A 13,795-nucleotide genomic window follows, 5' to 3' on the forward strand; every position below is an offset into this window, starting at 1 on the left:
TTGATTTTAGGAGGATAAAGAGTAGGAGTACGAAGATAAAATCGTACTTCTATTTTTTATCTTCAAGTTTCTTACAGATTTCTTTTACCTGAGACTGACATTTCTTTTCATCCAGGTTATATATAAGATTCAAGATGAGCACGTAAAAAAAATACGATTAAGTATCGAAAGAGAGTAAAAAACTTGCATTAAATTAGCGCGGATGGTATATTATAGTAAAAAGAAAGGTAATGCCATGGGAGGTCAGTTATGCTTACGAAAATTACGATGAATAATTTTAAGTCCTTTAAAAATCAGACGACAGTTGATCTCACGAAAACAAATTATACGGTTTTGCCTAAAAATGTATCAGAGAATGGTGTTCTGAAAGGGTGCATGTTTGTTGGGGCAAATGCTTCTGGTAAATCCAATATCATTCTTTCAGTGAAGCTGCTTCTGGATCTTTTGTTCTCAGAGAGAAGTATTAATTCCGGTATGTTTAAGTGCATGTTTGGAACGGGATATAGCTATTCGTTGGTTTATGATTTCCTGATTGATACAAAGAAGGTTAAGTATGCAATAGAAGTCGATACCAGAAAAGTTGGAATTACAGAAAAGTTGTATGTTGAGGATCAGCTTCTTTTGGACCGTATTGGAGTTTCTGCAAAGTCTTATATTGCTGAGAAAGCTGGGAATTTTTATGATGAAAGCGATGTAGGTAAGGATACTCTATTCCTTAGAACATTGTATTTTAATACAAAGTTTGCATCTAATAAGATTTTGGTTAAATGGATGGATTACCTCAAGAATTCTGTTTATATCAATATGTTTGATCAGGTGATTCAATCCTACGGAAAAACAGATTTGTCCTTGGCTCAGTATTTGGATAGAGATGGATGTAATGAGATTAATGATTTTTTTACAGAGTATAATTTTGAGCAAAAGGTAGAGTACGCTCATTCAGCAGAAGGAACAAATTATAGAATTATAGCAGGAGATGATGAAAAGGAGAAATCGATTTTCTTCCGTAGAAAGGACGTGGATGTGCCGATTCCATTTGTAGAGGAATCCATGGGAAACCAGAATCTGCTCCGGTTGCTGCCGGCCTTTTTGTATGTTCTTAAAAAAGGGGGAATGCTTCTGATCGATGAGTTCTCCAGTGGCTTTCACAATCAGCTGGAAAGTTTGATGGTACGCTACTTTATGCAAAAATCAAAAAATGCACAGATGATTTTTGTATCGCATTCTACGAATCTTTTGTCGAATTCTATTCTCCGGCCGGATCAGGAGTATACTGTGGAGTTTCATGGTAATGAAGGGAGTTCTATTCATAGAATTTCATCGGATCAGCCGCGTTCTGCTCAAAATGTGGAAAAGATGTATGTGAGTGGAGTGTTTGGCGGTATTCCTTTGTATCATGAGGTGGCGGATGAGAATTAACAAAGAGAAACGAATTGGTCAGGTTCTGTTTATCGTAGAAGGCAGCAGTACAGAATTCAATTATCTGTATAAGATATTCTGCGGACTCTTGGGATATAGCTATGTTGCAAAGAAGCGAAATACGCCTGATTACTATGTAAAAGACAGCGATCCCTATTCAAGAGTGGCTGTTGTAAATACGAGGGAAAGCAATATTCGGGATATTAGTGAGAATCCGAAGTATCTGGATGAAGTGTTTGATGTGCTGAGAGAACGATATCATTTTCCGGTGGAACAGTCGGCTATTTATTATTTATTTGACAGAGATCCTGAATCGAATACAAATATAGAACTGATTGAAAAGTATATTAAAATACTTGCAAATCCCTATGACAATGAAGATGGGGAGCAGGCGGGGCAGTTGCTGTTGAGCTATCCGAGCATTGAAAGTTTTATAGTTTCTAACTTTATTGATGAAACCATAAATTTATATTTTGGTTTGGGCAAGGAAGTAAAAAATTACATCGGAAAAAATAAACAGATTCAGCTTAATAAAATTTCTGATAAAACGTTAATAAAAGCAGCATATGAGTTTATGAATTATCTGACGGCAGAGGAAATTACATGGGATATTGATGACTTTGCACCTGCGAGTTTTGCTGTATTCACAAAGCAGGAAGCCAACTATTTATTAGGCGGCGGCTTCCGGTTATTTTCTATGCTGACACTGGCTTTATTCCAGATGGGAATTTTAGAGTTGGACAAGTAAATACAGGAATGAAGTAGTACTTTTCAAGCTCATTTGACAAAGAATGGCAATCGTGATATGATTTCCAGCAGAAACAACAATCGGATCATTCCGAAGTTGTAAAATACATATGTTCAGGGGAGCTTGTGAGCAGGCTGAGAGGAAGTAATCCAACTTCGACCCTTAAACCTGATTTGGGTAATGCCAACGTAGGAAGAAGTGAGAAATCAGCTTATCGGCGGAGTATACCTATATGGGTATGCTCCGTTTTTTTTCGTATGAAAGGAGTCCTGCCCGGAAGGGCGGCCGATGGCTTCCGGGCAGAAATACACAGGCATTCCCAACAGACAGGTCCCCGGACAGGAAAGAAGGAATAAGGATGAATTATGCAACACAGATGGAAGCTGCACGCAGGGGGATTCTCACCGAAGAAATGAATGCCGTTGCGGCAAAAGAAAAAATTCCTGCAGCACAGCTTGTAAGCCTTATGGCGGAAGGAAAGATAATCATTCCCTGCAATAAGCGGCACAAATCACTGGAACCGAACGGACTTGGTTCTATGCTGAAGACTAAAATCAACGTGAACCTGGGAACCTCCAGAGACATGACGGATTTGGAAATGGAGTATGAAAAGGTACACAGAGCTGTGGAAATGGGGGCGGAGGCCATTATGGATCTGAGTTCCTTCGGGGATACCCGGAAGTTCAGAAGGCACCTTACGGAGAATTGTCCGGCCATGATCGGTACGGTTCCCATTTATGACGCGGTGGTTTATTACCATAAGCCGCTGAAACAGATTACCGCCAGGGAATGGATTGATATTGTCAGGATGCATGCGGAGGACGGAGTGGACTTCATGACAATCCATTGCGGCATTAACCGGGAAACAGCACATAAGTTCAAGAAGAACAAAAGGCTGACGAATATTGTTTCCAGAGGCGGTTCCATCATATTTGCCTGGATGGAAATGACGGGGGAGGAAAATCCTTTTTACGAATTCTTCGATGAAATACTGGAAATCTGCCGGGAATATGACGTGACTTTGAGCCTGGGGGATGCCTGCCGTCCCGGCTGTCTCGCGGATGCTACGGATGCCTCCCAGATAGAAGAACTGATCACTCTGGGGGAATTGACGGAAAGAGCGTGGAAAAAAGCGGTTCAGGTTATGGTGGAGGGCCCCGGACATATGCCGCTGAATCAGATCGCCGCGAACATGGAAATCCAGAGGACTCTCTGTCATGGCGCACCTTTTTATGTGCTGGGGCCGATAGTGACTGATGTCGCCCCGGGGTACGATCATATTACCGCCGCGATTGGCGGTGCTGCTGCGGCTGCTGCGGGGGCCTCGTTTCTGTGCTATGTGACCCCTGCCGAGCATCTGCGTCTTCCTGATGTGGAGGACGTGAAGGAGGGGATTATCGCCGCCAGGATTGCCGCCCATGCAGCGGATATCGCAAAAGGGGTTCCGGATGCCATGGAATGGGATAATTCCATGAGCGCGGCGAGAAAGAAGCTGGACTGGAAGGAAATGTTCCGGTTAGCCATGGATCCGGAAAAGGCGGAAAGATACCGGGAAACATCTATGCCGGAAAAAGAGGATACCTGCAGTATGTGCGGCAATTTCTGTGCAGTGAAAAATATGAACCGGATTCTTGATGGTGAGATCGTATCTATTTTTGAAGAGTAAAAGGGAGGATGGGATAAATGAAGAAGGGACAAAAGGAACTGGCTATATTGGTGGAAAGAGTGAGGGAACGGACACCTCTGATCCATAATATTACGAACTATGTTACCGTAAATGACTGTGCCAATATTCTGCTAGCCTGCGGCGGTTCACCTATCATGTCTGATGAACTGCAGGAAGTGGAGGAAATTACATCCATATGCGGAGGCCTGCATATCAATATCGGGACATTAAATCAACGCACCATTCCGGCCATGAAGGCGGCCGGAAAAAAAGCGAACGCCTGCGGGCATCCGGTGCTTCTGGATCCGGTCGGGGCCGGGGCCAGCCGCCTGCGGACGGAAACGGCGGAGGAATTGCTGAAAGAAGTAAAATTTACAGCGATCCGGGGGAATATTTCCGAAATCAAAACCCTGGCCCTGGGAATGGGGACGACCAAAGGAGTGGATGCGGACAGTACGGACGCGGTGACGGATGCCACGCTGGAGGCGGCAGTCATATTTGCCGCAGAATTTGCCCAAAGGACCGGAGCCGTGGCAGCGATTACCGGTGCGGTGGATATTGTGACGGATGGCAGGGAGGCTTTTGTCATAAGCAACGGCCATCCCATGATGAGCAAGGTAACAGGTACCGGTTGTATGCTGTCCGCCATGATGACGGCTTATCTTACGGCAAATCCTGACCATCCCCTGGAAGCAGCCGCAGCAGCGGTATGTGCCATGGGAATCGCAGGGGAACAGGCCTATAAGAGGCTCACACCACAGGAAGGCAACGCTGCCTATCGGAATCATATTATTGACGCCATATATCATATGGACGGGGAAACGCTGGAAAAAGAGGCGGAAGTACGGAAATATATATGGGAAAAGGATGGGATGAAGCCTGCTTCCGGGGAGGACAGCCATGAAATGTGACAGAAAGACAATGCTTCTTTATGCGGTGACCGACCGGGCCTGGACAGGAGAAAAGACACTGCTTACGCAGGTCGAGGAAGCGCTGGCAGGAGGTGTAACCTGTGTCCAGCTTCGTGAAAAGGATATGCCAAAGGAGCAGTTCCTGGAAGAAGCGGAGAGTATAAAAAGACTTTGCCATAAATATGGTGTCCCTTTTATAATTGACGATGATGTGGAGCTGGCCGTACGCTGCGGCGCGGACGGGATCCATGTGGGACAGCATGATATGGAGGCAGGCGCGGTCCGCCGGAAAATCGGAGACGGCATGCTGCTGGGCGTATCAGTCCAGACTGTGGAACAGGCAGTGAAAGCCGAGAAAAAGGGAGCGGATTACCTTGGTGTGGGCGCTGTGTTTTCCACTTCCACGAAAACGGACGCACAGGAGGTTTCCCTGGATACCCTCCGGGAAATCTGCCGGGCGGTGTCCGTACCTGTCTGTGCAATCGGAGGGATACACAAAGGAAATATGCATTTGCTGCAGGATACGGGAATCGATGGGGTGGCTTTGGTGTCGGCCATCTTTTCCAGTCCCTGCATACAGAAGGAATGCAGGGAGCTGCGGGCCCTGGCAGAGAGACTGAAAAGGAAAGGGGCTATTTTTGATGCGGACGGAACCCTGCTGGATTCCATGTCTGTTTGGGATACCCTGGGTGAAAAATATCTGCGGAAAAAGGGTATTGTTCCGGAAAAGAACATCAGGGAAACAATAAAAAATATGAGTCTTCCTCAGGCCGCGGTCTATTTTCAAACTGCTTATGGGATCGCGGATACAGAAGACAAGATTATAGAGGATATTAATGAAATAGCGGCATCCTTTTACATCAATGAGGTGAAGCTGAAGGAAGGCGTGAAAACGGTTCTGGACAAGCTGAAGCAGAAAAACGTAAAGATGTGTGTGGCGACGGCTACGGACAAAGGGCTGATTGAAAAGGCACTTGAGAGAAACGGAATCAGAGATTATTTTGAGGCTGTTCTCATCTGCACGGATGTGGGCGCGGGAAAGGATGAGCCGGTTATCTTCCGTAAGGCCGGGCAGCTTCTCGGAACCGCAAAAGAGGATACCATTGTAATTGAAGATGCCCTGTATGCTGTTAAGACGGCGAAAGAGGATGGTTTCCCGGTGGCGGCTGTTTATGATCCGTCAGCAGAAAAGGAGGAACCGGATATCCGGGAGATCTCAGACTTCTACTTCCGGTCATTTAATGAAATGGAGAGTTATCTGAATGAAAAAAGTTCTTACGATAGCGGGCTCTGATCCCAGCGGCGGGGCAGGTATACAGGCAGATATAAAGACCATTACGGTACATGGCCTCTATGCCAGCGCCGTTATAACCTCACTGACCGCACAGAACACCACAGGGGTATATGCGATTTCCGATGTGGAGCCGGATTTTATAGCCGCCCAGCTGGATTGTGTATTTTCCGATATTTTTCCTGATGCCGTAAAAATCGGCATGGTATCCGGGGAAGAAATATTGGAAGTAATCATGCATAAGCTGAAGCAATACCGGCCCGGCAATATCGTAATCGATCCGGTTATGGTATCCACCAGCGGCCGGGAGCTGCTTTCTTCCCGGGCGCTGAAGCTTATGGAAGCAAAATTGCTGCCCATGGGAACTCTCATCACTCCCAATATCCCTGAAGCGGAGATTCTTACCGGTTTGTCTGTCAAAACCGAAGAGGATATGAAAAAGGCGGCAAAAGAGCTTGCTCTTCGGACAGGAGCTGCGGTATTGGTGAAAGGCGGGCACCGGAAGAGTGAAGCGGCGGATATTCTGTTCCGGGACGGCTGTTTTACCCGTTTTTCCTCTCCCCGGATAGATAATCCCAACACTCACGGTACGGGCTGCACCCTGTCATCTGCCGCGGCCTGTCATCTGGCGGAAGGAAAAAGCCCGGAGGAGAGCATAAAGCGGGCGAAAGAATATCTGAACGGCGCACTGAAGGCTAAGCTTGACCTGGGAAAAGGCAATGGGCCGCTTAACCATATGTATGCGGTAAAGCAGGAAGGCATAAAGGAAGAGGTGAAGGTGGATAGGATAAAGGAGTGCCCTGAATCAGGTATCCAGAACAAATAATTCCATCCCATGCTCCTTCAGCCATTTTTTCTGTTCTTTATAATCAGGCATTACTTCAGCCACCGCATTCCAGAAATTCCGGGAATGATCCATATGCTTCAAATGGCATAATTCATGGACAACAACGTAATCCAGCACCTTGGGAGGGGCCATCATCAGGCGCCAGTTAAAGGAAAGGGTCCCGCGGCTGGAACAGCTGCCCCAGCGGGTGTGCTGCCCGCGTATGGTGATGCGGCTGTAGGTGCCGCCTGTAAATTGATGATAGTAAGACACTCTCATAGGAAAATAGGATGCCGCCGCCTGGCGGTATCTTTTTTCAAAGGCCTGTTTCTGGGAAACGGTCATGTCAGCAGGAAAAGTAAGCATAATAACCTCGTTTTCTGTCTTAGGGCAGGGAATATCGGGCGGGCAGAACCATAAGGTCGGCAACACCGGGCCGTGAATTGTAACTAGGAAAATATACAATTATAGATTTTATCACAAAATCTTTTCATTTTGGGAAAAAATTGCTACAATAGATAAGAATGTATGTAAAGGATGTATCCTGGGAAGTGTTTTTGGGGATCGTGATAAAAAAGAGAAAGGAAGGAATCCCCGGCACGAGGATGGAAAAAGAATGGAAAAAAGAAAATCTCAAAAATGGAGCATGCTGGAGGGAACTCCGGGAATTGCGCTGTTCCTCTTTGCTCTCCCTTTGATTTTAGGCAATCTGTTCCAGCAGTTTTATAATATGGTGGATTCCATGATTGTGGGACAGTTTGTGGGAGAAAATGCTCTCGCGGCGGTGGGCGCTTCTTATGCGCTGACCAACGTGTTTGTTATGATTGCCATAGGAGGAGGAATGGGAGCTTCCGTAATAACGTCGCAGTACCTGGGCGCCGGTGATACGGAAAAAATGAAAACCTCGGTTTATACGGCTCTTCTGACCTTCCTGGCGGTTGGAAGCCTGCTGGGAATTTTCGGCTTCCTGATGAACCGGCAGATCCTGCTGTGGCTCCATACACCGGATAATATCATAGCGGCGGCAGGCACCTATCTGGGAATTTATTTTTTGGGAATGCCGTTTTTGTTTATGTATAATATTCTTTCTTCCATGTTCAACTCGTTGGGAGATTCCAGGACGCCTTTATTTCTGCTCATTTTTTCTTCTGTGCTGAACGTGTTTCTGGATCTGTGGTTCGTACTGCAGTTCGGAATGGGTGTGGCAGGGGTGGCGATCGCCACGGTTATCGCCCAGGGGACGGCGGCAGTGATTTCGTTTTTGCTGCTTATGCATCGTCTGAACGGGTTTGAGACGGAAGAGGCAGTGCCCAAATATGATGTGGGAATTTTGAAATCCATGGTAAAAATAGCGCTTCCGTCTATTCTGCAGCAATCCATTGTTTCCATCGGGCTGCTGCTGGTACAGTCTGTGGTAAACGGATTCGGTTCTTCGGTTTTGGCAGGCTATGCGGCCAGTACAAGGATAGAATCCATTTGTATCGTGCCCATGATATCAACAGGAAACGCCATGTCTACCTTCACAGCCCAGAATATGGGGGCGGGCAGGCCGGAGCGTGTCCGCAGGGGATACCGGGCGGCATATGCGATTACCGGAGGCTTTGCACTGCTGATTGGACTGATTCTGTTTTTCTTTGATAAGCAGATTATCGGAGCCTTTATGAACAGCCAGAGCGGCGGGACAGCATTTGCTACCGGAACGGGATATATATCCTTTATGAAATTTTTCTTTATCTTTATCGGCCTGAAGGCGATTACGGACGGAGTCCTGCGGGGAGCGGGAGATGTGATGGTGTTTACACTGGCTAATCTGGCCAACCTGGCTGTCCGGGTTCTGGGCGCATTCCTTTTTGCGCCTGTAGTCGGGGTAGCGGCGGTATGGTATGCGGTACCGGCGGGATGGGCCATTAATTATATGATTTCTTTATGCAGATACCTTACCGGAAAATGGAGTAAAAAGAGTCTGGTGAACTAGCCGGATAACAAGAAAAGGAGAATAACTATGGCAGGAAGATGTGTGATTATCGGTGCGGGGGACCTGAGTGTTTCGGAGATCCCGCTTCATGAAGGCGATTATGTAATTGCAGCGGACGGCGGTTTTTCCTATTGCAGATATCTGGAGATAGAACCGGATTTGATCCTGGGGGATTTTGACTCTGTGGATGAGCGCAATATGGAAGATATCATGGAAATGCGCGCCCGTTACCCGGAAAAGGTGAAGGTACTTCCTGTGGAGAAGGATGATACCGATATGCTGGCAGCTATTAAAGAAGGCCTGAATAAAGGCTTTGAGGAATTTGTCATCTATGGAGGCCAGGGAGGCCGGCTTGCCCATACCATGGCCAATATACAGTGTCTTAATTACCTGAAGGAAAAAGGGGCGAAAGGATATCTGATGGACGGAAACGGCATGATTCTGGTGGCCAAAAATGAAACCGTGCGTTTTAAGAAGAACCTGGAAGGCTTCCTGTCTTTGTTTTCTCTGGGGGAAAAGGCGGAAGGGGTCACTATCGCCAACATGAAGTATCTTCTTGATAAGGCGGTTGTCACCAATGATTTCCCGATTGGGGTAAGCAATGAATTTATCGGAAAAGAAAGCAGTGTCACTGTGGAAAATGGCACGCTGCTGATTATGATAGACTGGAACTGAATGGAAACGGCAGAATTGTTATTTGATAAGCTTAAAAAAGCAGGAGAGAAAATCTTCTGCTTTTTTAAAACCTTTTTTCTCCCAAAACAGTTATATAAGGTGCAACGGTTCCAAACGCTGCAATCAATAACACAAAAGGGGCCTCTTTCGTGGATAAAACAGGAAAAACCAAAGGAATACATAAAGGAAACAGTCTGCTGCCGGAAGAGGCGGCGGAAAAATATTATGACGACATCTACCGGTTCTGCTGCTATCAGACAGGCAGTACGGAGGATGCCTATGACTGCGCCCAGGAAACCTTCATCCGGTTTATCCGCTATACGGACAGTTACAGGGACAGAAATCTGAAGGGCTATCTGCTTACGATAGCCAGAAATGTCTGCCGTGACTATTTTAAGCGGGCGGCCAGGGAACAGGAATTTATGAAGGGACAGCTGGCCAGGGCGGAGGAAGAAAGCAGGGAAGAACAGACAGACGAGTCACAATACCAGGAGACACTGCTTTCAGCGCTTACGTCTTTGCCTGAAATGCAGAGGGAAGCCTTAATCCTGTATTATTATGATGAACTCAGCATACGGGAAATAGCCCGGATTACGGAAACAAATGCGGCAACGGTAAAGTCCAGGCTGCATCAGGGGAAGCTTAAGCTTAAGAAATATTTGGAGGAGGCCTGACAGATGGGGAATAAGAAACTGAAACAGCAGACGAAACAGGAGTGGACCAGACAGGAGGGAAGACAGCTCTTCGGAGAAGGACCCGTGGCCGATCCTGTTCGAAAAGCCGCCGCACTGCAGGCAATCCGTCTGGAAGCCGAGAGAAAGAAAGTGAGCTGCAGGCCTTCTCTGCCGGAGATTTTCCGGAATGAGCTGTCCTTAATATCCGTTAATTACTGGTATCTGCAGGCTGTGCTGCTCTGTGTGGGAATATGGCTGTCCGGCAGGGCGGATAGCCTGTATGGTCCGGAAAGCCTGCTGACAGAGGCCGGAATCAGTCCGGAGATGTTTTTGCTTCCTGTTTTGTCCGCCCTGCTGGCGCTGACAGGAATAACAGGCTTCGGAGAGCTTGCCAAATGTTTTTCCTGCCGCATGGCGGAACTGGAGCAGAGCTGTTATTTGAACCTTCGTCAGCTGATGATGGTGAGGATGGCGATTACCGGAGCGGTGAATCTTCTTTTTCTGGGCTGCTTTATAGGAATATCCCAGGGCAGACTGCAGGCGGGGCTGATTCGGATAAGCCTTTATCTGATGACGCCGTATGTGTGCAATATGCTGCTGTTTTTTACTGCGTTTACCTTTATGCGTTCAGGAAGGAAACTTTTTCAGGTAAGCGTTCTTCTGGCAGCAGGCTTTCTGTCTTTTCTGCCGATGCTGTTTCCGGGACTGTATGGAAAAGCCGCTGTCGGACTGTGGGTGGCCGTTCTTCTGGGGGCCGCCGCACTCATGGCTGCGCAGATGCTATACCTGACTAAAGAATTGGATAGAGGAGAAAAAATATGCTGGAACTGACATTAAACCAGGTGACAAAAAAATATAAAGATCTATGCGCGGTAGACCATGTGGAAGCTGTTTTCACCCATGGCGTATACGGGCTGCTGGGAGCTAATGGTGCGGGAAAAACAACGCTGCTCCGGCTTATGTGTGATATTCTGAGACCCGACGAGGGGGAAATCCTTCTGGATCGGAACCCGATTAATCGGCTGGGAGCCTCATACCGGCGCTTTTTGGGTTATCTGCCGCAGGATTTCGGATTTTATCCCGATTTTACCGCAGAACGGTTTCTTTTATATATGGCAGCGCTGAAGGCGCTCCCGTCATTGGAAGCGAAAAGAAAGACTGCGGAGCTGTTGGCCATGGTAGGGCTGGAGGACAGTAAAAATAAGAAAATCAAGACTTTTTCAGGAGGAATGGTACGCCGTCTGGGAATCGCGCAGGCGATGCTGAATGATCCGGAAATCCTTATCCTGGATGAACCCACAGCAGGCCTGGATCCCAAGGAACGTATCCGCTTCCGGAATATTATCAGTTCTTTTTCCAAAGACAGAATTGTTATCCTCTCCACCCATATAGTATCCGATGTGGAATATATTGCGGATGAGATCCTCCTGATGAAAAAAGGCAGATTCCTGCAGCAGGGGAGTGTGGAAAATATTACGAAGCAGGTTCAGGGGCGGGTATGGGAGCTTGTGACGGATCATGCCGGCGCACAGCGGCTGAACGGGCTTTATGCGGTGAGCAACCTGAAAAATCAGGGAGATAAGGTAGCCATGCGCATCCTTGCGCAAGATTCTCCTGCACCCGGGGCGGTGTGTGTGGAACCTGTATTGGAGGATGTTTACCTGTATTATTTCAGGGAGGAGGCAGAATGATGCTGCTGCGCACAGAAATGGAAAAATTATGGAAACGGCCGGCCCTGTGGATTGGTTTTGCCGTTTCCCTGCTGGTAGGAGGTTTCCTTACCTGGTCCATGCTGCCGATGGTATATACCGGGGAGGGCACGATTTCAGGTCTGAAGGCAGCTGCATATAACCGGCGCCTTGCGGCTGAATATGAAGGGTATCTGACGGAGGAAAAGACGGAAGCCATTATCAGACGTTTCGGTTTTGCCCGTTATGATGAGGAGGGAGGCTGTGTATACGGAAACTTCCTGAATCGCTTTGTTACGGAAAAAATGACGGATTACAGCGGGGATAAAAGAAGAGCGGAGAGACTGATTCCCTTGTCGGCGAAAGACGGCTGGCTGGGAGCCTGTACCTATAAGGACCATATTTATTTTGCCTATACGGAAGGCTGGGATGAGCTGTGGGAGATTTTCATGGGATTAGCCGTGGTCTGGGGGATCACTCTGGTTGTTTTGCTGTCTCCTGTGTATTCTTCCGATAGAATGCTTCGGACGGCTCCGGTGATACGGGCGAGTGCGGAGGGAAGGCGCAAGATGGTAGTTGCCCGGCTCGCCGCCTCCTGGATTGTGGCTGCAGGCGGTTATTTACTTATAGGGGGGCTTTTCTTTCTTATATGCGGATTGATATATGGCTTTGAAGGGCTTAAGGCAAATATGCTCTGTCTGGGCGCCATGCCTTATATATGGCCGGAATCGGTAACCGTGGGAGCTTTTTGGGCCGGAGCCTGTCTGCCCCGTGCCGTATTGGGTATCACAGTACTCGTGTTTTTCCTGTCCGGTATTTCCGCTTATTGCGGCAGATCCTTAACTTCCGTGTGCCTTTCGGCCCTCCTGTTCGCTTTTCCTGTTATCAGAAAAATGCTGTGGATACGTACGTTCCTCACGCCTCTTTTTTCTTTATTGGTTAATGGAATGCCCTTTTATATGATGATACCTCTTTATGAAGATGGCAGGAAGGCATTTTGGATATTACAGGCAGTCGTGGCCATGCTTTTCTGTCTGGCGGGCTTATGGATGGTTTACAGCGGCTGGTGCCGAAACCGAAAGGAGTACGGAAAATGAGATTATATCTGTTTGAACTGGAAAAGATAATGAAAAAACCGCTGCATTTCGCCGCGGTTTCCGGATGCGCTGTATTTACGTTTGTTTTATGGTGGATGTATGCTGACCAGGCGGATTACAGCATGGGAGAGGGTGCGGCTGCCGCCTTGCTGCTCCTGGGAGTACACGGGCTGTTTGCGGCGCTGCTGGCCATGCTGTTTACCTCTCCTGTATTTGCCGAAGAATACAGCTGCAATATGGAAGGGCTGCTGTGGACATCCGTAAAAGGAAGAAAAGAAACAGCCTGGTGTAAGGCAGCGGCGGCGCTCACCATAGCGCTGGCGGTTTATATCAGTTTTCTTGCGGCGGATCTTATATTCGTCTGTTGTGTATGGGGAGCGGGAAACTGGTACGCTGGCCTGGGACAGCCGGCGGCAGCATGGCTGGATACCACACTTACGGTAACGCTGGGAACGGCAACAGCAACGGCTGTCTTAACAGGAATCTGTTCCCTTCTTCTCATAGCGGGCGGAGCATACGGTATCTCTGCTTTTTCGGATACGCCGTTCAAAGCGGTGAGTATATTGGGAATCTCCTACTTCGCAGGAGGGATTCTGTTTGACTGGGGCGACAGGGCGGGGATACCGCTTGCCGCGAGAATTTTTTCCTTTAGTCCGGCGGTTCTGTCCGGTTTTCAGATGTATAAGAAGCCATGGGAGGAACAATGGTTTGCCGGAGGGTATATACCGCTTGTGCCTGTGGTGACAGCGGCGGCATGTATCATACTGTTTACCCTGGGCTTGCGCAGGTTCGGCAGAGGCTTAGTCTGAAAGTTCCATCTTGCAG

General features: G+C 47.8%; 14 protein-coding genes and 1 riboswitch. Of the genes, 13 read left to right on the forward strand and 1 reads right to left on the reverse strand.

Features of this window, described 5'->3' with window-relative positions; translation table 11 throughout:
• Positions 1-249: 249 nt before the first annotated feature.
• From BLA28_RS29830 to thiD, 6 genes are all read left to right on the forward strand, one after another.
• Positions 250-1,419 carry an AAA family ATPase gene (locus BLA28_RS29830; RefSeq protein ID WP_009252925.1) on the forward strand — a complete coding sequence of 390 codons (1,170 nt, stop codon included), beginning with the start codon at positions 250-252 and terminating at the stop codon, positions 1,417-1,419.
• On the forward strand, positions 1,409-2,167 hold the full coding sequence (locus tag BLA28_RS29835; RefSeq protein ID WP_081330227.1) for a hypothetical protein: 759 nt from the start codon (positions 1,409-1,411) through the stop codon (positions 2,165-2,167). The genes BLA28_RS29830 and BLA28_RS29835 overlap by 11 nt, the downstream gene beginning before the upstream one ends.
• A 105-nt stretch (positions 2,168-2,272) precedes the next feature.
• A riboswitch (TPP riboswitch) is annotated at positions 2,273-2,379 on the forward strand.
• 146 nt (positions 2,380-2,525) lie between these two features.
• Positions 2,526-3,833, forward strand: coding sequence for a phosphomethylpyrimidine synthase ThiC (gene thiC / locus BLA28_RS29840; RefSeq protein WP_069159440.1), 1,308 nt, complete (start codon positions 2,526-2,528; stop codon positions 3,831-3,833).
• 17 nt (positions 3,834-3,850) lie between these two features.
• Positions 3,851-4,744 carry a hydroxyethylthiazole kinase gene (gene thiM / locus BLA28_RS29845; RefSeq protein WP_069159412.1) on the forward strand — a complete coding sequence of 298 codons (894 nt, stop codon included), beginning with the start codon at positions 3,851-3,853 and terminating at the stop codon, positions 4,742-4,744.
• The gene (gene thiE / locus BLA28_RS34600) at positions 4,734-6,038 is read left to right on the forward strand and encodes a thiamine phosphate synthase (RefSeq protein WP_069159413.1); all 1,305 of its coding nucleotides are present in this window, start codon (positions 4,734-4,736) and stop codon (positions 6,036-6,038) included. Before thiM ends, thiE begins: the two co-directional genes overlap by 11 nt.
• Positions 6,007-6,861: a bifunctional hydroxymethylpyrimidine kinase/phosphomethylpyrimidine kinase gene (gene thiD / locus BLA28_RS29855; protein ID WP_069159414.1), complete on the forward strand. Its 855-nt coding sequence runs from the start codon at positions 6,007-6,009 to the stop codon at positions 6,859-6,861. The genes thiE and thiD overlap by 32 nt, the downstream gene beginning before the upstream one ends.
• On the opposite strand, the gene BLA28_RS29860 is transcribed toward thiD, so the two are convergent.
• Entirely contained in the window at positions 6,841-7,227 is a 387-nt protein-coding gene (locus BLA28_RS29860) for a M48 family metallopeptidase (RefSeq protein WP_044972975.1), read from the reverse strand. The genes thiD and BLA28_RS29860 overlap by 21 nt on opposite strands.
• A 250-nt stretch (positions 7,228-7,477) precedes the next feature.
• Between BLA28_RS29860 and BLA28_RS29865 the strand changes: the two genes are divergently transcribed.
• From BLA28_RS29865 to BLA28_RS29895, 7 genes are all read left to right on the forward strand, one after another.
• Positions 7,478-8,836, forward strand: coding sequence for an MATE family efflux transporter (locus BLA28_RS29865; RefSeq protein ID WP_071699680.1), 1,359 nt, complete (start codon positions 7,478-7,480; stop codon positions 8,834-8,836).
• Between the two features lie 27 nt (positions 8,837-8,863).
• Entirely contained in the window at positions 8,864-9,511 is a 648-nt protein-coding gene (locus BLA28_RS29870; protein ID WP_071699681.1) for a thiamine diphosphokinase, read from the forward strand.
• A 149-nt stretch (positions 9,512-9,660) separates the two neighbouring features.
• Complete coding sequence (locus BLA28_RS29875) at positions 9,661-10,185, forward strand: RNA polymerase sigma factor (protein ID WP_009252914.1); 525 nt, start codon at positions 9,661-9,663, stop codon at positions 10,183-10,185.
• 3 nt (positions 10,186-10,188) lie between these two features.
• Complete coding sequence (locus BLA28_RS29880) at positions 10,189-11,016, forward strand: hypothetical protein (protein ID WP_071699682.1); 828 nt, start codon at positions 10,189-10,191, stop codon at positions 11,014-11,016.
• Entirely contained in the window at positions 11,004-11,876 is an 873-nt protein-coding gene (locus BLA28_RS29885) for an ABC transporter ATP-binding protein (protein WP_009252912.1), read from the forward strand. The genes BLA28_RS29880 and BLA28_RS29885 overlap by 13 nt, the downstream gene beginning before the upstream one ends.
• Entirely contained in the window at positions 11,873-12,970 is a 1,098-nt protein-coding gene (locus BLA28_RS29890) for a hypothetical protein (protein ID WP_071699683.1), read from the forward strand. Before BLA28_RS29885 ends, BLA28_RS29890 begins: the two co-directional genes overlap by 4 nt.
• On the forward strand, positions 12,967-13,779 hold the full coding sequence (locus tag BLA28_RS29895; protein ID WP_071699684.1) for a hypothetical protein: 813 nt from the start codon (positions 12,967-12,969) through the stop codon (positions 13,777-13,779). The genes BLA28_RS29890 and BLA28_RS29895 overlap by 4 nt, the downstream gene beginning before the upstream one ends.
• The last annotated feature ends 16 nt before the right edge of the window (positions 13,780-13,795 follow it).

This window comes from Eisenbergiella tayi, assembly GCF_001881565.1.
GTDB lineage: Bacteria > Bacillota > Clostridia > Lachnospirales > Lachnospiraceae > Eisenbergiella > Eisenbergiella tayi.

Excerpts from the sequence above, each read along its gene's own strand:
- BLA28_RS29830 (WP_009252925.1), top strand. The coding sequence starts at position 250 with ATGCTTACGAAAATTACGATGAATAATTTTAAGTCCTTTAAAAATCAG.
- BLA28_RS29835 (WP_081330227.1), top strand. The coding sequence starts at position 1,409 with ATGAGAATTAACAAAGAGAAACGAATTGGTCAGGTTCTGTTTATCGTA.
- thiC (WP_069159440.1), top strand. The coding sequence starts at position 2,526 with ATGAATTATGCAACACAGATGGAAGCTGCACGCAGGGGGATTCTCACC.
- thiM (WP_069159412.1), top strand. The coding sequence starts at position 3,851 with ATGAAGAAGGGACAAAAGGAACTGGCTATATTGGTGGAAAGAGTGAGG.
- thiE (WP_069159413.1), top strand. The coding sequence starts at position 4,734 with ATGAAATGTGACAGAAAGACAATGCTTCTTTATGCGGTGACCGACCGG.
- thiD (WP_069159414.1), top strand. The coding sequence starts at position 6,007 with ATGAAAAAAGTTCTTACGATAGCGGGCTCTGATCCCAGCGGCGGGGCA.
- BLA28_RS29860 (WP_044972975.1), bottom strand. The coding sequence starts at position 7,227 with ATGCTTACTTTTCCTGCTGACATGACCGTTTCCCAGAAACAGGCCTTT.
- BLA28_RS29865 (WP_071699680.1), top strand. The coding sequence starts at position 7,478 with ATGGAAAAAAGAAAATCTCAAAAATGGAGCATGCTGGAGGGAACTCCG.
- BLA28_RS29870 (WP_071699681.1), top strand. The coding sequence starts at position 8,864 with ATGGCAGGAAGATGTGTGATTATCGGTGCGGGGGACCTGAGTGTTTCG.
- BLA28_RS29880 (WP_071699682.1), top strand. The coding sequence starts at position 10,189 with ATGGGGAATAAGAAACTGAAACAGCAGACGAAACAGGAGTGGACCAGA.
- BLA28_RS29885 (WP_009252912.1), top strand. The coding sequence starts at position 11,004 with ATGCTGGAACTGACATTAAACCAGGTGACAAAAAAATATAAAGATCTA.
- BLA28_RS29890 (WP_071699683.1), top strand. The coding sequence starts at position 11,873 with ATGATGCTGCTGCGCACAGAAATGGAAAAATTATGGAAACGGCCGGCC.
- BLA28_RS29895 (WP_071699684.1), top strand. The coding sequence starts at position 12,967 with ATGAGATTATATCTGTTTGAACTGGAAAAGATAATGAAAAAACCGCTG.